Consider the following 20,022-nt stretch of genomic DNA (forward strand, 5'->3'; position numbering starts at 1 on the left):
CCTGCGCGTCCGCTAACCGATCCGCACGATGTCGCCCGGCACGACGAGGTCCGGGTCTTGCGCTGTCGCGCCCGGCGTCTGCGGATCGCCGTCCAGCGCGGCCCAGTCGAACTGGTGGTTCAGTGCATGCAGCTTGTCGAGTGCGGCGACCGTGCGCTCGTCCGAAGGGGGAGCCTTCGTGCCGAGCAGCCTGGCCGCATCGGCGGCGCTCAGGCGCCAGAGCGTGTCGCCGGGGCCGACGATCGCGTATTGCGGCGACGTAGCGGTGCCCACGGACCGCAGCGCCTGCGTGGCGTCGGCACGCAGCACTTCGCCGCTGACCCCCTGCATGTCCGGAAACGCAAGCGTGGCGACAGGCGGCATGCCCTGATCCTGCTGGTTGTCATTGCCCTTGCCCTTGCCATTGCCCTGCACTTGCGACACCGCGGGCGCGGGCGTCTGGTTTGGTACGAAGAACTCGATGCCGAAGCGCGTGACGGCAGCCACACCCAGCAGCACGCCGCCGGGCACCATCGCACTGCTCGGCAGGCGCTTGCCGACCTTCGGCATCAGGTCGCCCGCCAGCCGCAGCGCGCCGGCGCCGAATGCGAGATCCAGCGCGGCCTTGGTGGCGCCCATGGCGGGGCTGTTGGTGTGCATGAGCGCATCGTTCATCGCCAGCGGCACCGAGCCGACCGTGTACAGCGACATCGTGAACGCCTGCGCGCGGTTCAGCCATGGGCTGCCCATGGTGGCCTTGTCGTTGAACGTGGCGCCGAGCCGCCCCGCAAAGTTGCGGCTGGACAGCGCCAGGTTGGCCGTCAGGAACAGCGCGTTGCTCCAGAAGGCCGGCGTATTGAAATGCGCGCCGTGCGTGGCAAACCAGTACGCAGTATTGCCGTTGTTGAGCGCGAGCGTGAGCAATTGCAGCGTGTCGTTCGCGCGGCCCGTGAAGCTCTTGGGCGACAGCAGCTTGCCGGGCGCGCCCAGCAGCGCTTGCAGGCGCCGCACGTCCGGGTCGCTCTTCTGCGCTGCTGGGTCGTCCTTGCGCGCGAGGGCGGCGGTGAGCGCATCCGGATTCGACTGGAAATGGTCGATCGCTTCCCCGATCGCCGCGCGGTCGGCCTTTGAGATGCCCCAGCGTCCGGCCTGGCCGCGCACGTTGGTCTTGAGCCATGCCAGGGCCGCAGCGGAGTCCTCCGTGCCCAGCTTGCCGAGCTGTTCGTTGATCGCACGTGCCTTGTTGGCGCGCAGCGCGGCAATGCCGCCGCGATAGATGAACGACAGCGGGCTGGTGACGGCCGGGTCGAACGCCGCGGAAGGAATGTGCGCGGACGTGAGCGTGGCTGACGTCGCGGCCGTCGAGAACGCGCCCGTGAGCGAGCCCGCGAAGATCCAGCGTATCCACGGCTTGCGCTTGGGCTCGTCGCTGCCGGCGGTGCCGTCCGGCGCCTTCGGTGGCGTGCCGCTGCCGTCGTCTCCTGCGCCGGCGGGCTTTGCGGCCGACGTGGTCGGCTCGCCCGTCTTGCCGCTCGTGGGCGGCGTGTTCGACGCAGGGTTGCCGGGCTGCGGACCTTCCGGGCCCTGCGGGCCGGTGGCGCTCGCGGCAGGCGGCTCGAGCTTTTGGCCCGCGGCCAGGTTGATCATGCGGACGACGGTCTCGTATGCGCTGCGGTCCTGCCCGCCAACGGTCGCCTGCGCGCGGCCCGTTGCGCCATCGATGGCACCGGCGTCGACCGTGGCTTGCAGCACGTCCATGTGCTGCTGGTGCGTGGTCAGCAGATCGGTGCGGCCGGCCGCTTTCAGGGCGGATGCTGCCAGGCCGTGCGCGCCCCAGTTGGACGTCGATGCCGTCACCAGGTGGGCGGCCGGCACCACCGAGCGCGGGTCGACCACTGTGCCGTCGGGCAGCGTCACGCGCGGCGCCGTGCGGCGCGTGTTGCCCATGCCGGCCTCGTGCCCGCGCGAGCCCACGCCGATCGTCACCACGCCGTCGGCCTTCCAGCCCGCCACGGCCACTTCATCGAGCGGCACGGTCTGGTCGGTGACGTCGACGCCGTTCTGGTCGATGTAGCGGCCCTCGGCATTGCGGCCGTGCACGTTGATCGAGACGATCGCGTCCGGCGATTCGGCGCCGAGCAGGTCATGCGCGAAGTTGCGTGCCGCTTCGCCGGGCGCGGCATCGAACGGGATGATGCTGTAGTCGTTGACGGCCGCGCCGCGCGCCCGCAGGGCGGCATCGAGCGCGGGCACCGCTTCATGCGGCACCACGTAGACGATCTCCTTGCCGGCCGCCCGCATGTCGTGGCCGAAGAGCGCCGCACCGGCCAGGCCGTCGGTGTCCACGGCGCCGTGCGCATTGCGCGAGCCGGCCAGGACGAGGATGCGGTTGCTGTTCTGCAGCGCGCCCGCGGCGTTGTCGATGCCGAGCGGGTTCTCGATGCGGGCCATGTCGGGGTCGAACATCGCCATCACGGCATTGCTGATGGGGCTGGGCTCGATGCGCCGGTTCGGCGGAATCACGTCGTCGAGCGTCTTGCCGGGACCGAAGCGGCGCACCCGCTGCACGGGCACGTCGGGCAGTTCCATCAGGTTGCGTGCCGATTCGCTCACGGCCTTGGTCTTGCCCGAGGTCACCACGTAAGGGTCGGTGGCGTACGCGGCGCTGGGCACCTTCCATTCGCGCGCGTCGATGGCCTTGAGGACGGCCTCCGCCTGGTACTTCATCGGGTCGACGACGGGGATGTCCATGCCACGCTTTTCCAGCGAGCGCACCAGGAAATCCTTCATGGCCGGGTAGTGGGTGCAGCACAGCCAGAGCGACGTTGTGTTCGGGTCCAGCTCGGCCACATAGGCGTCGGAGGCGGATTGCAGCTCGGTCTTCACGGCCGGGTCGTCACTCTTGTGCTTGAGGGCGTTGACGAAATCCGCGAACTTGTGGGCGGCCACGGCCTGCGGGCGGATGGCGCCATCGGTGAGCTCGGCCACCGTGTTCTGGTAGGCGCCGCTCTTGACGGTGCCGGCGGTGGCGATGACGGCAGGGCGGTCGCCGCCGTGCTGCACGATCGCGCGCGAGGTGATATCGATCAGATCGATGACCGGCACGTCGATGTTCTCCAGCGCCTTCGGGAACGCCGTGCAGGCGGTGTTGCACGCCATGGCGACCATCGCCGCCTTCAGGCGCCGCGCGGTCTGCAGGCCATTGCCGACCAGGCGGACCAGTGTGTCCGGCCCCTTGGGTCCGTAGGGGGCGTTGGCGTGGTCCACGACGATGGCCACGCGCAGGTCTTCGCCGGTCTGCGCCTTGATGGTCGCCAGCATGTTCCTGGCCGCGATCAGGCCGCCGTTGCTGGAGTCGAACGCGGCCAACGTGAAGGGCTCGGTGGCCGTTGCCTGATCGAACGTCTTGCCCTTGGGCATGTGGTTCATCGCCTCGGTCAGCAGCACGAGCATGCCCTGGTGTACCTGCGACGGGAAGCCGTCCACGCTGGCTTCGCCCTTGCGGCTCACGCCGTCCACCGCGCCAGCCTCCACCGAGGCCTTGATGGCCGCGTGCAGCTGCTCGGGCTTGGGCATCAGGTCCATGCGGCCCATCTGGCGCAGCATGTTGGCGAGAATGGCCTGCGCGCCGAAGTTGGAGTTCCACGCCGTGACGGGAAAATCCACCGGCACCGTCGACGCGAAATCGACCTGGCTGCCGTCGGCCAGTGCGACGGCCGGGATCTTGCTGCGCAGGCTGCCCATGCCGGCTTCGTTGCCGCCGTCGCCAACGCCCACCGTGATGATGCCGTCGCGTTCGTTGGCGGCCAGCACGATCTCGTCTTTTGGCGCGTTCACGTCGGCCACCGAGACGCCGCGCATGTTCAGGTAGTCGCCGTCGGCATTGCGCGCGGGCAGTTCGATGGCGACCACCGCCTCCGGCTGCACGCGGTCGAGCAGCGCGTTGGCCGCATCGCGCGCGGGCTGGCCACGCCTGGCGTCGAACAGCTCGAGCTTGACGAGGTTGCCGCCTTCGTACGTGTCCAGCACGGCCTGCAGCACCGGCATGCTGGCCGAGTCGGTGGCGATGGTGATGTCGTAGCCGGCGCGCGCCAGCGTCGCGGCTTTTTCTGCGGCGCCGACGGGGCCGTCGGTTTCCGGCAGCAAGCGGCCCGTTTCAGCGTCGCGCCCGACCGTGAAGCCGGTCACCATCAGGATGCGCTTGACGCCGACCAGCGCCGCCGCCGCGTCTTCCGTGCCGCCCTTGACGAAGAAATTGCGGATGCCGCGATCGACGAAGATGGCCTGGATGCGGTCGACCGGCGACATGATGCGATCGGCCGTCCGCCCGAACACCGACGACTTGCCGCGATAGAGCTGCATGCGCTGGCGCCAGCTCATGCGCACCGGGTCCTTGATGTTGGCGGTGTCGCGCGCGAACTCGGCCTTGTCGAGGATGAGCCGGCGCTGCTCGTCGCTCATCTTTGCCAGCGCGGCCGCCAGGCGCCGCACGCCGATGCCGCGCGGGTGGCGGCCGACGGTGCTGCCGCTGGTGCGGTAGTTCTCGGCGTCGAGCAGCAGGTTGGCATGCCGCGCCAATGCGTTCTGCTGGTCCGCATCCAGCGCCTTCTGGGTGTCGGTGAAGCCCGTGAGCGTGACCTCCGGGTTGGCAAGATCATCGAGCGCACCGGGCAGCGGACGCGATGGGCGCGCGGGGCCGGTGCCCGGCGGATCGGCTTCGCTGCCGGTCTTGTCCGTCGTGGAATCGGCCACCGGTCCGGTCTTGCCCTTGGGGGGGGCCGCGGGGTCGGTGCCGGCCTCGGCGGTCTTGCCGTCGTTGCCGGTCGTGCCGCCTTCGGGCTCGGTGTGCTGGCCGCCGGTCTGCGTGACGACCGGCTCGTTGGTCGGATCGCCCTTGGGCCGTCCGGCGCTGGCGGGGTCGTTGGCGGCCATCGTGGTCGGCTCCGCCGGCATCTCCGTGGTCTTGTAGCGGTCGGCGTTGTTCTTGAGTGCATTGAGCAGGCCGGTGCGCTCGGTGCCTTGCGAGAGGCCCATGCGTTGGAGCATGCGCGTCGCACCGATCTGGCCGAGGCCGAGACCGAGGAACATGATCGCCTCGGCCTTCTGCTCGCCCGACATGCGGTCGCCGTACATCAGGAGATCCCTGACCTGCGCGCCGGTCATGACCACGCCGGCCATCCCCGCGACGACGTCCGATGCGGTGCGGGTGAGCCTGAACATCCTCGAGGCGGCCGCCGCTTCGGACACCGCCGAGAGGCCCTTGCCGGCGAGGCTGTATTCGCCCGCCGCAGACGTGACGATCGCCAGCCAGTCGTTGAACGCCTCGGGGTTCGTCGGCGACCACGACCGGCCGTGATCGGCCAGTGTGTTCAGGTGGTCGATCGATTCCCCCACCATCCAGCCCGTGCCGACCGCCACCATCGCACCGCCCACGAACGACAGCGTGCCGCCCGAACCGACCGAGAGGATGACCCCGCCCACCGCCGTGGCCACGCCGGCCACGATGTCGACCACGTGCCGGATCTTCTGGCCCGTGGTGGTGATGTGCGCACTGAAATGGTCGACGTCCGGAACCCCGGTGGGGCCGGCCGTGACGCTGCCCGCCAGGTTCTTCGGCACGTAGATCGTGCCGCCGTCGGACAGCGCGTTGTTGCGCCGGTATTCGTCGAGGTCCTTGTACTCCCAGCCGCGGTCGTCGATGTAGTGCGTCTTGCCGTCGGTGCCCTTCACCTCGAACAGTGCCGTGGGCATGACGCCCGCGCTCTTGTCCACATAGGCGATCGGAATGGCCTTGACGGTCGGGTTGTCGCCGCCGTACTTGTGGATCGCGTCGCTGACCTCGTTGATGATCTTCGTGCTGTTGCCGCTGGTGAACCACGCCGTGCCGGTGGCGCCGCTGCCTTGCGCGCCGGCGTTGTCGGCCTGGATCATCAGCGCGCCGCCGATGTAGTTCTTGAGCTGCGTGTCGGCGTCGGGGCCGGTGAACGTCTGGCTCTTGTCGTTGTAGAGCGGTGTGTCCTTGCCGAAGGTCGCCTTCGACATCTGGCCGAAGAGGGTCTTCAAGCCCGCGTCCTGGTCTGCCTGGAACGTGTTGTAGTCCGCTTCCGCCTGCCGCTGCCGGACCTTCTCGTTGCCGCGCTCGAAGGCCCGCTGCAGCATGTCGGCGTTGGGCAGGTCCTTGCCGTGCTGCTGGATCAGCGCGTTCGTGAGCGTGCCGCCGTTGCCTTCGCCCACGGCGTTCTGCACGGGCGTCCACGACGGCATGGTGCCTCCCGAGCCGGAGGTCTGCATGCTGTAGAGGAACGACTTGGCGTCGGCGTTGGTGGTCAGCCAGTTGGCGACCTGCTGCGCGTGGTCGGTGCTCGGCTGGTCGCTGGCAAAGCGCGGCGCGTCGGCCACGGCGGCTGCGAGGCTCAGCCCGCCGTAGAAATCCGACCCATGAGCGATCAAGCCGGACGTATCGCCCGAGTTGCTCTGGAACCAGTGGCCGTTGTCGTTGAAACGGTCCTGAACGGTGGACAGCAGGTTGCTCGCCACCTCAGGCGGTGCCACCTTGGCGAGGTCCTTCATCCATTTGCCGACGGCGTCGTACTTGACGGTGCTGTCGGCCATCTTCCTGCCGCTGTCGGGGTCGCTCGGGTCGTATTTGTAGACCTGCGTGAGGTTGGTGATCTGCCTGTCGAAGTAGTCGCTGTGGGCACCAAAGAATGGCTCGCCGGCTACCTGGAACAGGTGGTCGCGCGCTTCGGTATCGGCGCTGGAAACCGATACGTCGTTCATGTTGGTGGCAAGGATCTTCAGCGCGCCCTCGGCGTCGCCGTTCTTCATGTGCTGCGTGACCTGATCCTTGGTGTAGGCCACGCGCACGTCGTAGCTGGCCGCCCCGATCTGCTCGAAGACCTGTTCGGCGTTCTTCTCCTTGCCGTACGGCCGGGCAAGCTGCACGCACGCAAACTGCACGGGGTCGTTCGTGGCAAGCGCCTTGTCCTGCGCCGACAGCGTCGGGTCGTTCGGGTCGATGTGCTGGATCTGGTAGCGGATCGCGTCACCCGTGGCGATGTTCCTGGCAAACGCAATGCTGCCGTCGTCCCAGTCGGGGTGCGCCTTGGCCAATGCGTCGACCGCGCTGTCGGCCGCCTTCAGGTTGTCGCCAGAGCCGAATGTCTCGTAGCCGGCAAGCTCGTTGCCGATGGCCGTCTTGAACGTCTGTATGGCCTTCTCCAGATCTGCCTGCGCGGCGCTGACGGAGTCGCCCTTGTCTTCCGCGGCGATGCGGCTGGTGACCTTGACGCTCTGCGCCTGGTGCAAGTTGTCCTGGGCATCGAGCACGCCGTCGCGTGCTTCGGACGTCGCGCGCTGGCTCGGGTCTTGCTTCTCCACCGCTTCCTTGGCGTCGTCGACGATCTTGTCGAGCCATTTGGCGTCTGGGTCCCGCTTCTTGATGGCGGCAGCGGCATCTTCCACGGCCTGCTTTTCGTTGCCGGGCGCCGCCTGGTCCGCCTGCAGGCGCAGTTCGTTCTGCACCGAGGTGATGACATCGGACAGCGGCCGGTCGAGCTTTGCCTTTGCGGCGTCCGAATCGTCGCCGTTCTTGATGTAGTTGTTGACCGCGCCGTTGGCGTTCTGGATGGCCGTGTCGGTCTTGGTCCTGGCGCTGGCGGCGGCCTGCTGCTGTTCTGGCGTGGGCTGGGGCTTCGGGGGCGGCGGCCGGTAGTAGACGATGCGGCCGTTGATCTCGTCGATGGCGGGCATGGTGTTCTCCAGCGGCGCCCCATGCGGGGTGTGCCTGATTGAAAGCAACCCGGTGATAGGGGCATTCTGGACGCCGGTCGGCAACGCAGCTATTGGCAAAACACGTAGTGCGGCGGCGGCGTGTGATGCAGTGCGTTGTAGAAACTACGAGACGCCGTGGCCGCCGGCACGGGGCTTGGTAAGAATGACGGCGGCGGGGTGGGCCAGCCCCGTACGCGCAAGGCGGTAGAAGGGCCGCACACAACAGCATGAGGGGCAGGGCATGAACCTACGGTTTCTGGAAACCTTCGTCTGGGTCGCGCGATTGCGCAGCTTCCGTCTCACGGCCGACAAGCTGTTCACCACGCAGGCGTCCATCTCGGCGCGCATTGCCGCGCTGGAAGAGGAACTGGGCGTGCGCCTGTTCGACCGCGACACGCGGGGCGTGCAGCTCACGCCCGATGGCCACAAGGTGCTCGAATATGCCGACCGCATGGTCAGCACGCTGCATCAGCTGCAGGCCGCCGTGGCGCAGCGTCCCGGCTTTGAGGGCCGCGTACGGGTGGGGGCCATGGACAGCGTCATCCACACGTGGCTCTCGCCGCTGATCGCGCGCACGGCCGAGATGTTTCCCGCGCTCGAAATTGAACTGGTGGCCGACAGCGCGATGCACCTGGTCGAGCAGTTGCAGAAGGGCGCGCTCGACATCGCCTTCCAGACCGACCTGCTGCGCGCCGAGAGCGTGCGCAACGTGCAGCTGGCGCAGTACCCAATCCACTGGGTGGTGGCCACCAGCTCGCGGCTGGCGCATCCGTACGCGAGCCTTGCCGAACTGGCGCACGAGCGGCTCATCACCTTCGTGCGCAATTCGCGGCCGCACCAGGACATGCTGAACCTGCTGCACCTGAACGGCGTGGAATCGCTGCGCGTGAACTGCGTCAACTCGGTGGCCGCCATGACGCGGCTGGTGGGCGACGGCTTTGGCGTGGGGGCGCTGCCGACCGTGCTGGTGCGCGACCGCATCGAAAGCGGTGCGCTGACGGTGCTCGAAGTGGACCCGGCCTTGCCGGCGCTGCCCGTCATCGCGTCGTGGCGCGTGGGTGCGGGGCTGGAGGTGCACGAGGCCATCGTCGGCCTGGCGCGCACGATGGCGCGGGAGTTCTGCCTCTCGGTGGGGCCGCGTTACGCGATTGCCGAAGACCTCGAGCGCAGCACCGAGGCCGCCTGAACGTGGCGCGGCGCCCGCGTCAGAAGATCGACCGGCCGGACAGCGTGGTCAGCCATTCCAGCGCCTGCAGGCCGGCCAGCGAGTTGCCGCTGACATCGAGCCCCGGCGACCACACGCACACGCCGAACTCCCCCGGCAGCACGGCCACGATGCCGCCGCCCACGCCGCTCTTGGCGGGCAGGCCGACGCGGTAGACGAAGTCGCCGGCGGCATCATAGGTGCCGCAGGTCAGCATCAGCGCGGACAGGCGCTTGGCGGGGCTGGCATCGACGATGCGCTCGCCGCTCCAGGGCACCACGCCGGCGTTTGCCAGGAACAGCACGGCGCGCGCCAGGTCGGTGCAGTTCATCTCGATGGCGCACTGGCGGCAGTAGGCATCGATCACGGTCTCCACCGGCATGTGCAGGTTGCCGAAGCTCTTCATGAAGTGCGCCATGGCGCGGTTGCGGTCGGCATGGGCCAGCTCCGATTCGGCCACGCGCGGCGCGTAATCGATGCCCGGGTTACCGACCAGCCGCCGCATGAACTGCACCAGCGCGGTCTCGGCCTGCACGAAGCGCCGGCACAGCACGTCGGTCACGACGAGCGCGCCGGCGTTGATGAACGGATTGCGCGGAATGCCGTTTTCATATTCGAGCTGCACGAGCGAGTTGAAGGCATTGCCGGAAGGCTCGCGGCCCACGCGCTGCCACAGCGATTCGCCCTCCAGCTGGAAGGCCAGCGTGCAGGCAAACAGCTTCGAGATGCTCTGGATCGAGAACGGCACATCGGCCTTGCCCACGCGATGAACCTCGCCCTGCAGCGTGACGATGGCCATGCCGAAATCCGACGCGCTGGCCTTGGCCAGCTCGGGGATGTAGTCGGCGACGCGGCCCCGGCCGAGCCACGGCTGGATGTCGCGGTGGATGGTGTCCAGGATCGCTTGGTAGTCCGCTTGGTGACGCATCGGAGGCTGGGGGCAACGGTTGGGGCGGAGGATTCTACACGCGCAGGTGTGGCGTGGGTCGTGGCCGCGGCAATCAGCTTTTTCTATCGCCTGCCATCCGAAACTTTCGTTGGACCCGGTTTCATCGCGCTTTCACAATTTGCCGCACGAACAATCTTGTGGACGAGCTTTGTATGAACATGGCAGTGGAGTCAGCCCAGGCAAAAAGAATGCCGGAGCAACCGGCGCCGATTTCCGCACCTGCCCGCACGGCGGCCAGCGTGTCTTACGCGAACCCGTACTCGGCGCGGCTGGCGGCCCGCTCCGGCGTGCTGCGCGGTCACACCAGCGGTCTGTGCGATGGTCATGTGCAGGCCAATATCGTGATGCTGCGCGACACCTGGGCCAACGAGTTCCTGCGTTTCTGCCAGCTGAACCCGAAGCCATGTCCGCTGCTGGACGTGACGGAGCCCGGTGTGCCCGTGTTCCGCCACCTGGGCCAGGACGTGGACGTGCGCCGCGATGTGCCGCGCTACCGCGTGTACCGCCATGGCGAGCTCGCCGACGAACCGCTCGACGTGGAAGCGCTGTGGACGGACGACATGGTCGCCTTCGCCATCGGCTGTTCGTTCTCGTTCGAGCACGCGCTGATGGAGGCCGGCGTGCCGCTGCGCCATATCGCCATGGCGCGCAACGTGGCGATGTACCGCACGTCGATCGACACGGCCGGGACGTCGCGCCTTGCGGGCAAGCTGGTTGTGTCAATGCGGCCGATGTCGGTGCCCGATGCCATCCGCGCCATCGAGATCACCTCGCGCATGCCGCGTGCGCACGGCGCACCGGTGCACTTTGGGGAGCCGGCCGCCATCGGCATTGCGGACCTCGCGCAGCCAGACTGGGGCGATGCCGTGCCCGTGCAGCCAGGCGAAGTGCCGGTGTTCTGGGCCTGCGGCGTCACGCCCCAGGCCGTGGTGCAGCAGGCACGGCCGGAGCTGTGCATCACCCACGCGCCGGGGCACATGCTGATCACCGACCTGCGCACCGCGGCGCTGGTCTGATCGGGTTCGCTGCCGCATCGCAGGCCTTCAGGACGGAGAGAAGCAGGGGCGGACGGGTCGGGGTTCCCGCTGGCGCACGCAGAGGCGTTGGCCTATCACAAACAAAGAGAAGCACGAGACAGCAACAGTGAAAAAGGAGGAAGCACCATGACGACCGAAGCATCGGTTGCGCGAGCGCCCACCGAGGCGGACACCACAGCCCCATCCGCCGCGAATCCGGGCGGCCTGTTCCGCTGGTACCGGGAGATCTCGCCGCAGGAGCGGCGCACGTTCTGGAGCTGCAAGGTCGGCTACGCGCTCGACGCCATGGACACGCAGATCCTGAGCTTCGTCATCCCCACGCTGATCGGCGTGTGGGGGCTCTCCAAGGCCGATGCGGGGTTGATCGGCACGTGCACGCTGCTGGCATCGGCGGCGGGCGGCTGGGTGGCGGGCATCCTGTCGGACCGCATCGGCCGCGTGCGCGCGCTGCAGATCACGATCCTGTGGTTTGCCGTCTTCACGTTCCTGTGCGGCCTCGCGCAGAACTACGGGCAGCTGCTGATTGCCCGCACGCTGATGGGCTTCGGCTTTGGCGGCGAGTGGACGGCCGGCGCCGTGCTGATCGGCGAGGCCATCCGCGCGCAGGACCGCGGCAAGGCCGTGGGCATGGTGCAGGCCGGGTGGGCCCTGGGCTGGGGTGCATCGGCGCTGCTGTACGCGTGGCTCTTCAGCGTGATGCCGCCCGAGACAGCATGGCGCGCGCTGTTCCTGGTGGGCATCGTGCCGGCGGTGTTCGTGTTCTTCCTGCGCCGGCTGGTGAAGGAGCCGCAGGTGTATCAGGAGGCGAAGTCTCAGCAGACCGGCGGCGTGGGCTCGAGCTTCTTTGCGATCTTCTCGCCGCGCCTGCTGAGCACGACGTTGCGGGCCGCTGTGCTGACGACCGGCGCGCAAGGTGGCTACTACGCGATCACCACGTGGCTGCCCACCTTCCTGAAGACCGAGCGCCACCTGACGGTGCTGGGCACCGGCGGCTACCTGGCGGTGGTCATCATCGGCTCGTACATCGGCTACCTGACCAGCGCCGTGCTGACGGACCGCCTGGGCCGCAAGCGCAATTTCATCCTGTTTGCCGCCGGGTCGATGGTGGTGGCGCTCGTGTACACGCAGCTGGACGTGACCGACAGCCTGATGCTGGTGCTCGGTCTGCCACTGGGCTTCTTTGCCTCCGGCATCTTTGCGGGCATGGGCGCGTTCCTGACCGAGCTGTTTCCGACCTCGGTGCGCGGCTCGGGCCAGGGCTTCTGCTACAACGTGGGCCGGGCCGTGGGCGCGAGTTTTCCGTTCCTGATCGGGCAGGTGAGCGCGCATTCGTCGCTCGGGCACGCCATCGGCATCTTTGCCGCGGGCGCGTATGGCCTGCTGATCCTGGCGGCGCTCACGCTGCCGGAAACGCGCGGCCGCGAGCTGGAGGCGATTTAATCCTTGTGCTTCCCCCAAGTGCACGGTGCGCGGCGTCCGGAAGGCGCCGCGCTTTTTTCATGCCCGGAACGGAGAGTCCGTGCGGCATCCGGCTTCGACGAGGAGGATGGAGCGCCACCGCCCACGAACAAAGCGCCAAAAAAAAACGCGGCCGAAGCCGCGCGTAATCTCGCTTTCCCGAGAGAGGAGCAACGTCTTACTGCTGGGCCACCGTTGCCGGCTGGGCCTGTTGCGCGGGCAGATCGCCCCAGCCGCCGCCCAGCGCCTTGATGAGGCCGACCGTGGCATTGACGCGGGCACCGGCCAGCTGCACGCCGATGCGCTCGGCCGAGAGCATGTTGCGCTCCGCATCGATCACGTCCAGGTAGTTGACCGACCCCGCGTTGTAGCGCGTGCGCGAGAGCTGTGCCGCGCGCGAGGAGGCGCGCACCGCATCGCTCTGGGCCTTGGACTGATCGGCCAGAAGGCGCAGGTCTGACAGGTTGTCTTCCACCTCGCGGAAGGCGACCAGCACGCTTTCGCGGTAGTTCGCAACGTTCTCTTCATACGCGGCGCGCGCCTGCTTCACGCCAGCGCTGCGGGCGCCGCCGTCAAAGATCGGCAGCGACAGCGCAGTGCCGACCAGCGGGCCGAGAATCCACGTGCGGCTGCCCCATTTGAGCAGGTCACCGATGTCGTGCGACTCATAACCGAAGCCGCCCGTGAGCTGCAGCTGCGGGAAGAACGCCGCGCGTGCCACGCCGATGCGCGCATTGGCGGCCGCCATGGAACGCTCGGCGGCGGCCACGTCCGGGCGGCGCTCCAGCAGGGCGGAGGGCAGGCCGGCCGGCACGCGCACGTCCAGCGCGGTCAGCGGTTGCGCGTCCATGCTGAAGTCGGCGGGGGCCTTGCCGAGCAGCGTGGCGAGCGCGTGCTCCAGCACGGCGCGGCGGCGCTGCACGCCAATGCGGTCGGAGCGCGCGGTGGCCAGCTCGGCGTCGGCGCGCGCAACGTCCAGCTCGCCGATGTCGCCGGTGTTGAAGCGGCGCTGCACGAGCCTGAGCGCCTCTTCGCGGCCGACGACGGTGCGTGCGAGCAGCGCTTCTTCGGCATCGAGCGTGCGCAGGCTGAAGTACGTCTGTGCAACGTCGGCCTGCAGCGACAGGCGCGCGGCGCGGTACAGCGCTTCCACGCGTTCGGCATCGGCGCCGGCGGCATCGATGCTGTTGCGTACGCGGCCGAAGAGATCGGCTTCATACGCCACCGTGGCCTGCGCGCGCCAGTACGTTTGCGGCTGCACGGGCGCACCGACCGGCAGGCCCGCCGACGCGGCCGAAGGGCGCTGGCGCGTGGGGCCAAAGCCCGCATCGAGTTCCGGGAACAGCGATGCGCGATTGGCCTGCACGAAGGCGCGCGCCTGCGTGACGCGCGCGGCCGCGGCGGCCAGCGTGGGGCTCGCTTCAGCGGCCTGCGCTTCGAGCTTGTCGAGCGTCGGGTCGTTGAAGATCTTCCACCACGCGCCGTCGGCCGGCATCGACGGTTCAGCGGTCTTCCATTTGCCTTGTTCGCCGGCGGCCAGCGGTGCGTCGGCGGCCAGTTTGGAAGATTCGGCCGCTTCCTTGAAGGCCGTGGGCGTGCCCACGTCCGGCTTCTCGTAGTTCGGTGCCAGCGAGCAGGCCGCGAGGAACAGCGCGGCGGCCAGCGCCAGCGGAGTCCAGCGGCCCGGCCGCGCCGGACCGGTGTGTTGTTTGAGCGCGTTCATAGCGATGTTGTCATTAGTGTTGGCTCGACGGCACCGGCAGCGCGCCATCGAGGTCCAGATCGCGGTCCGGTGCATTCTCGGAGCGCTCGCCGCGGCGCGAGGCCAGCGTACGCAGCACCACGTAGAACACCGGCGTGAGGAACAGGCCGAACAGCGTCACACCGAGCATCCCGGCGAACACGGCCACGCCCATGGCATGACGCATTTCCGCGCCGGCGCCGGTCGACACCACCAGGGGCACCACGCCCATGATGAAAGCGATCGACGTCATCAGGATCGGGCGCAGACGCAGGCGGCAAGCCTCGATGGCGGCCTCCACGATGGAGCGTCCCTGCAGCTCGAGCTCGCGCGCAAACTCGACGATCAGGATGGCGTTCTTGCACGCCAGCCCCACCAGCACCACCAGGCCGATCTGCGTGAAGATGTTGTTGTCGCCGCGCGAGATCCACACACCCAGCATGGCGGCGAACAGGCTCATCGGCACGATCAGGATCACGGCCAGCGGCAGCGTCAGGCTTTCGTACTGTGCGGCCAGCACCAGGAACACCAGCAGCACGCAGATCGGGAAGATCCACACCGCCGAGTTGCCCGCCAGGATCTGCTGATACGTCAGGTCCGTCCACTCGAAGCGCACGCCCTTGGGCAGCGTTTCATGCGCGATGCGCTCCACAGCCGCCTGCGCCTGGCCCGACGAGAAGCCGGGGGCCGGGCCGCCGTTGATGTCGGCAGCGGTGTAGCCGTTGTAGCGCACGACCATGTCCGGCCCGAAGCCTTGCGACACGCGCAGCAGCGATGACAGCGGCACCATGTCGCCGGCGCTGTTGCGCGTCTTCAGCTGCAGGATGTCTTCTGCATGGGCGCGGAACGGCGCGTCTGCCTGCACCTTCACCTGGTACGTCCGGCCGAAGCGGTTGAAGTCGTTCACGTACAGCGAGCCCAGATACACCTGCATGGTGTCGAACACGTCCGTGACCGGCACGCCCAGCTGCTTGGCCTTCACGCGGTCCAGATCGGCATTCAGCTGCGGCACGTTGATCTGGTAGCTCGAGAACGACGGGCCCAGCTCAGGCGTCTGGCGTGCCTTCGCCATGAAGGCTTGCGTGGCGGCAAAGAGCTGTTCGTAGCCGACCGAACCCCGGTCTTCGATCTGCATCTTGAAGCCGCCCACCGTGCCGAGGCCCTGCACCGGCGGCGGCGGGAACACGGCGATGAACGCATCCTTGATGGCGCCGTATTGCTTGTTCAGCTGGCCCGCAATCGCACCGCCGGACAGGTCGGCGCTCTTGCGCTGGTCAAACGGCTTGAGCGTGACGAACACGATGCCGGCGCTCGGGCTGTTGGTGAAGCCGTTGATGGACAGGCCCGGGAACGCCACAGCGCTTTCCACGCCCGGGTGCTTGAGGGCGATGTCGGACATGCGGCGGATCACGTCTTCCGTGCGGTCAAGCGAGGCACCGTCCGGCAGTTGCGCGAAGCTCACGAGGTATTGCTTGTCCTGCATCGGCACGAAGCCGCCGGGCACCTTGTTGAACAGCAGCGCGGTCGCACCGATGAGCGCCAGGTAGATGCCCAGCATCAGCGCCTTGCGGCCGATCACGCGCGATGTGCTGCGGCCATACGACTCCGATGCGGCGCCAAACACCCGATTGAACGGACGGAAGATCCAGCCCAGGCCCTTGTCCATCACGCGCGCCAGCCAATCCTTCGGTGCGTCGTGGCTCTTGAGCAGCAGGGCGGCCAGCGCCGGCGACAGCGTGAGCGAGTTGAAGGCCGAGATGACGGTCGAGATGGAGATCGTCAGCGCGAACTGCTTGTAGAACTGACCGGTCAGGCCCGTCATGAAGGCCAGCGGCACGAACACGGCAATCAGCGTCAGGGCAATGGCGATGATCGGGCCGCTCACTTCGCGCATGGCCTTGTACGTGGCCTCGCGTGGCGATAAGCCTTCGGCGATGTTCCGCTCGACGTTTTCCACCACCACGATGGCATCGTCCACCACGATCCCGATCGCCAGCACCAGCCCGAACAGCGACAGCGCGTTGATCGAGAAGCCGAACATCAGCATCAGGCCGAACGTGCCGATGATCGACACCGGCACCGCCAGCAGCGGAATGATCGACGCACGCCACGTCTGCAGGAACAGGATCACCACGAGCACCACAAGCGCCACCGCTTCCAGCAGCGTGTGCGTGACGGCTTCGATACTGGAGCGGACGAACTGCGTCGGGTCATAGACGATGCGGTAGTCGACGCCTTCGGGAAAGTCTTCCTTCAGTTCCGCCATCGTCTTGCGCACGTCATCCGAAATCTGCAGCGCGTTGGAACCCGGCGCCTGGAAGATCGGAATGGCCACCGCCTGCTTGTTGTCCAGCAGCGAGCGCAGGCCGTATTCCGACGCGGCCAGCTCGATGCGGGCCACGTCACGCAGGTAAGTGACGGCGCCGTTGGGCGAACTCTTGAGGATGATGTCGCCGAACTCCTGCTCGGTCTTCAGGCGGCCCTGTGCGTTGACGGACAGTTGCAGGTCCGTACCCGGCACCGACGGTGAGCCGCCGATCACGCCTGCCGCCACCTGCACGTTCTGGTCGCGGATGGCCTTGACGACTTCATTGGCCGTCAGGCCACGCTCGGCCACCTTGTTCGGGTCGAGCCACACGCGCATCGAGTAGTCACCCGAGCCGAACAGCTGCACCTGGCCCACGCCGCTGATCCGTGCAAGGCGGTCCTTGACGTTCAGCACCGCGTAGTTGCGCAGGTATGTCATGTCGTAGCGGTCGTTGGGCGACAGCAAGTGCACCACCATCGTCAGGTCGGGGCTGCTCTTGATGGTCGTCACGCCCAGGCGCTGCACCACGTCGGGCAGACGCGGCAGCGCCTGCGACACGCGGTTCTGCACGAGCTGCTGCGCCTTGTCGGGGTCGGTGCCCAGCTTGAAGGTGACCGTCGTGGTCATGTTGCCGTCGCTGTTGGCCTGCGACTGCATGTACAGCATGTTTTCGACGCCGTTGATCTGTTCTTCGAGCGGCGAGGCGACGGTCTCGGCAATCACCTTCGGGTTGGCGCCCGGGAACTGCGCGCGCACCACCACCGAAGGCGGCACGACCTCGGGATACTCCGAGATCGGCAATCGCCAGATCGAGATGATCCCGATCAGCAGGATCAGCGTGGAAAGCACGCCCGCAAAAATCGGGCGGTCCACGAAAAATTTGGAGAAGTTCATGGCTGTCAGCGATGCGTTTCAGTCGCGATCAGGCGCGGTCGGCCGGAAGGCGTTGTGCGTTGGCTGCGGTCTTGGCGCCGGCAGGCTTGGATTCGGCCTTCGCGGCGGGGGCAGCAGGGGTATCGGCTTTGGCTTCTGCGGGCGTGGCGGGGGCTTCCGGTTGTGCGCCGGGCAGCACCACGCGCTTCGTGACGAGGCTGTCCATGGTCACCACGTTGGGGGCCACGGCGTCGCCCGGCCGCACACGCTGGATGCCGTTGACGACGATGCGCTCGCCCGCCTTCAGGCCCGACTTCACGACGCGCAGGCCGTCGACCGAGGCACCGAGCGTGACCGCGCGGTAGCTCGTCTTGTTGGCGGCATCCACGACCAGCACGAACTTCTTGTCCTGGTCCGTCCCGATGGCCTTGTCGCTGATGAGGATGGCGTCGTGCGGCGCGCCGGTGCTCATGCGCACGCGGGCGTACAGGCCCGGCGTGAGGCGGCCGTCGGCGTTGTCGAGCGTGGCGCGCACGCGGATCGTGCCTGAGCGCACGTCCAGGCGATTGTCGACGGACTGGATGAAGCCCTCGCGCGTATAGCCGTCTTCATTGGCCAGGCCGATGTAGACCGGCGTCTTGGTGCCCTTGGCGGCTTGGGCCGAGTAACGCAGGTAGCTCTGCTCGTCGGCATCGAACGCCACGTACATCGGCGAGACCGACACCAGCGTCGTGAGCACCGGCGCGGCACCGCCGGCGGACACCACGTTGCCCACCGTGATTTCCGCGCGCGACACGCGGCCCGACACGGGCGCCACGATGCGCGTGTACTCGAGGTTGAGCTTGGCCGCTTCCAGTGCGGCAGCGGCGCCTTGCAGGTTGGCCTGCGCCTCGCGGGCGGCGTTTTCCTTCTCTTCGAACTCGCGCCGGGCGATGGCGTTGTCGGCCACGAGCTTCTGCGCGCGTTCGAGTTCCGACGTGGTGTAGGCCACCCGCGACTTGGCGGCCGTCAGCGCCGCTTGCGTGCGGGCCACTTCCGCCGCATACGGGCGCGGGTCGATGGTGAACAGCGGGTCGCCCTTCTTGACGATGCTGCCGTCCTTGAAGTGCACGGCCGTGACGGTGCCGCTCACCAGAGGGCGGACTTCCACGCGTTCAACCGCTTCGATGCGGCCCGAAAATTCATCCCACTCGGCCACGTTCTTGGCGAGGACGGGCGCGACATCCACCGGCGTGGCGGCGGGGGCGGCGGCAGGTTGCTGCGAGGCACCGGCATTGGAAACCAGGCCGTATGTGCCCACGGCGGCAGCGCCGAGCACTGCTGCAACCGAAATGGCGATGGTGCGTTTGGACAGGCTCATGATGACTCTCTCGATTTCGTTGGGATAGGCAAAGAGAACAGACTCAGGAAAAGCGCGTGGGCCGCAGCGTAGAAACACGCGCGCGGCCTCGCACTCCGTTTCTTGTTGTGTGGGGTCAGCCAGGCGTCTCCTCGGTGGGGCCAGGGGGCGTGCGGTCCTTGCGGTCCGCACGTGCGCGGCGCCTGGCGCGACCGGCGGGCTGCCGTGTCATGCCGAGGTGCCAGCGCAGGAAACACGTGATCTCGTCCTGCGCGACCGCGCTCATGGCGATCGAGTCATGGCACGCATCGTTCACACGCACGACCTGCGTGACGACCCCGGCTTCGATGAGGCACGCGGCATAGCGCTCGGCTTCGGTGCGCAGCAGGTCCTGCGGCGCGGTCAGCAGCAGCGCGGGCGGCAGGCCCTGCAGGCGGCGCGATTCCACCGGCGCGGCGTACGGATGCACGCGCTCGGTAGGGCGCGGCAGGTACTGGCGATAGCACTCCGCGCAAACTTCGGCCGAGTTGTCGGCGTCGGCCAGGCGGTCGGGGCGCACGCGCGCCATGGTCGGGTCGAGCATGGGCGCGATCAGCACTTGTGCGCGCAGGTGCGGGCCGCCGCGGTCGCGCGCAATCATGGCCAGCGCGGCCGACAGATTGCCGCCCGCGTCGTGCCCGGCTACCGCCATGCGGCGGCGGTCGATGCCCCAGGCGGCGGCATGCTCGGCCATGCAGCACAGCGCGGCGTAGACGTCTTCCGGCGCGGCCGGGAAGGGCGCGGCCGGCGCCAGCGAGTAGCCCACCGTGACCACGACGGCGGGCAGCGTGGCGGCGAGGTGGCGGGCCGGCGCATCGGCATCGTCGATCGTGCCGCGCACGAAGCCGCCGCCGTGCAGATACAGCACGGCGGCATGGCGCAGTGGCGCGGCCGCCTCGTCCGGGCGCATTTCCGGGCGATACACGCGCAGGCGGATGCGGCCGGCGTAGCCCTGCGTCCAGTAGTCCTCGGCGTGCACGTCGCGCGGGAGGGCGGCGGTGTCGGCGGCCCCGTCGGCGTGACATGCTTGCTCAGGCAGCGGAGATGTTGCGCTGCGCAAATGGTTATTCACTGCAACCTTTGTAACGTCGGAGCGCGAGTACGATTGCGCCGGACGAACAGCAACCGAACCCGCATCCCGATCGGGCGAGTATTCAGAAACAACCAGGCGCGGTGGAGAAGAACCCATGATGTCAGGCGGGGCTTACCTTTGCGGATCACCCTGATATCGATGGGCTGAATGATGGTGATTAGACGAACGCGGATAAATGCCTATAATCGGACATCACTATTAGTCACAGCCGAACAATCAAAATTGACGG

The 20,022-nt window shown here is 67.9% G+C and carries 9 protein-coding genes; 3 read left to right on the plus strand and 6 right to left on the minus strand.

All coding sequences use genetic code 11. The features are described from left to right. Positions 1-12: 12 nt before the first annotated feature. On the minus strand, positions 13-7,731 hold the full coding sequence (locus TK49_RS21735; protein WP_045219965.1) for a glutamate cyclase domain-containing protein: 7,719 nt from the start codon (positions 7,729-7,731) through the stop codon (positions 13-15). A gap of 262 nt (positions 7,732-7,993) precedes the next feature. Here TK49_RS21735 and TK49_RS21740 point away from each other — a divergent pair, with 262 nt between their 5' ends. Then, positions 7,994-8,938, plus strand: coding sequence for a LysR family transcriptional regulator (locus tag TK49_RS21740; protein WP_045219967.1), 945 nt, complete (start codon positions 7,994-7,996; stop codon positions 8,936-8,938). Positions 8,939-8,957: 19 nt separating this feature from the next. Here TK49_RS21740 and TK49_RS21745 read toward each other — a convergent pair whose 3' ends face one another. Beyond that, the gene (locus TK49_RS21745; protein WP_045219969.1) at positions 8,958-9,884 is read right to left on the minus strand and encodes a glutaminase; all 927 of its coding nucleotides are present in this window, start codon (positions 9,882-9,884) and stop codon (positions 8,958-8,960) included. 209 nt (positions 9,885-10,093) lie between these two features. On the opposite strand from TK49_RS21745, the gene TK49_RS21750 reads away from it, so the two are divergent. Further along, positions 10,094-10,921, plus strand: a complete 828-nt coding sequence (locus TK49_RS21750; RefSeq protein ID WP_394372242.1) for a putative hydro-lyase — start codon at positions 10,094-10,096, stop codon at positions 10,919-10,921. Positions 10,922-11,068: 147 nt separating this feature from the next. Beyond that, the gene (locus tag TK49_RS21755) at positions 11,069-12,382 is read left to right on the plus strand and encodes an MFS transporter (protein ID WP_045219972.1); all 1,314 of its coding nucleotides are present in this window, start codon (positions 11,069-11,071) and stop codon (positions 12,380-12,382) included. Positions 12,383-12,578: 196 nt separating this feature from the next. Here the strand turns inward: TK49_RS21755 and TK49_RS21760 are convergent, their stop codons facing one another. From TK49_RS21760 to TK49_RS21775, 4 genes are all read right to left on the minus strand, one after another. Next, the gene (locus tag TK49_RS21760; RefSeq protein ID WP_045219974.1) at positions 12,579-14,123 is read right to left on the minus strand and encodes an efflux transporter outer membrane subunit; all 1,545 of its coding nucleotides are present in this window, start codon (positions 14,121-14,123) and stop codon (positions 12,579-12,581) included. Between the two features lie 13 nt (positions 14,124-14,136). Next, entirely contained in the window at positions 14,137-17,343 is a 3,207-nt protein-coding gene (locus TK49_RS21765; RefSeq protein WP_045219976.1) for an efflux RND transporter permease subunit, read from the minus strand. A gap of 28 nt (positions 17,344-17,371) precedes the next feature. Next, a complete protein-coding gene (locus TK49_RS21770; RefSeq protein WP_045219978.1) occupies positions 17,372-18,682 on the minus strand; it encodes an efflux RND transporter periplasmic adaptor subunit in 1,311 nt (436 codons plus the stop codon). A 115-nt stretch (positions 18,683-18,797) separates the two neighbouring features. Continuing rightward, on the minus strand, positions 18,798-19,889 hold the full coding sequence (locus TK49_RS21775; protein WP_045219980.1) for an alpha/beta hydrolase: 1,092 nt from the start codon (positions 19,887-19,889) through the stop codon (positions 18,798-18,800). Positions 19,890-20,022: the final 133 nt, after the last annotated feature.

Origin of the sequence: Ralstonia mannitolilytica, from assembly GCF_000954135.1 — a bacterium.
Taxonomy (GTDB): Bacteria; Pseudomonadota; Gammaproteobacteria; order Burkholderiales; family Burkholderiaceae; genus Ralstonia; species Ralstonia mannitolilytica.

Excerpts from the sequence above, each read along its gene's own strand:
- TK49_RS21735 (WP_045219965.1), bottom strand. The coding sequence starts at position 7,731 with ATGCCCGCCATCGACGAGATCAACGGCCGCATCGTCTACTACCGGCCG.
- TK49_RS21740 (WP_045219967.1), top strand. The coding sequence starts at position 7,994 with ATGAACCTACGGTTTCTGGAAACCTTCGTCTGGGTCGCGCGATTGCGC.
- TK49_RS21745 (WP_045219969.1), bottom strand. The coding sequence starts at position 9,884 with ATGCGTCACCAAGCGGACTACCAAGCGATCCTGGACACCATCCACCGC.
- TK49_RS21750 (WP_394372242.1), top strand. The coding sequence starts at position 10,094 with ATGCCGGAGCAACCGGCGCCGATTTCCGCACCTGCCCGCACGGCGGCC.
- TK49_RS21755 (WP_045219972.1), top strand. The coding sequence starts at position 11,069 with ATGACGACCGAAGCATCGGTTGCGCGAGCGCCCACCGAGGCGGACACC.
- TK49_RS21760 (WP_045219974.1), bottom strand. The coding sequence starts at position 14,123 with ATGAACGCGCTCAAACAACACACCGGTCCGGCGCGGCCGGGCCGCTGG.
- TK49_RS21765 (WP_045219976.1), bottom strand. The coding sequence starts at position 17,343 with ATGAACTTCTCCAAATTTTTCGTGGACCGCCCGATTTTTGCGGGCGTG.
- TK49_RS21770 (WP_045219978.1), bottom strand. The coding sequence starts at position 18,682 with ATGAGCCTGTCCAAACGCACCATCGCCATTTCGGTTGCAGCAGTGCTC.
- TK49_RS21775 (WP_045219980.1), bottom strand. The coding sequence starts at position 19,889 with ATGGGTTCTTCTCCACCGCGCCTGGTTGTTTCTGAATACTCGCCCGAT.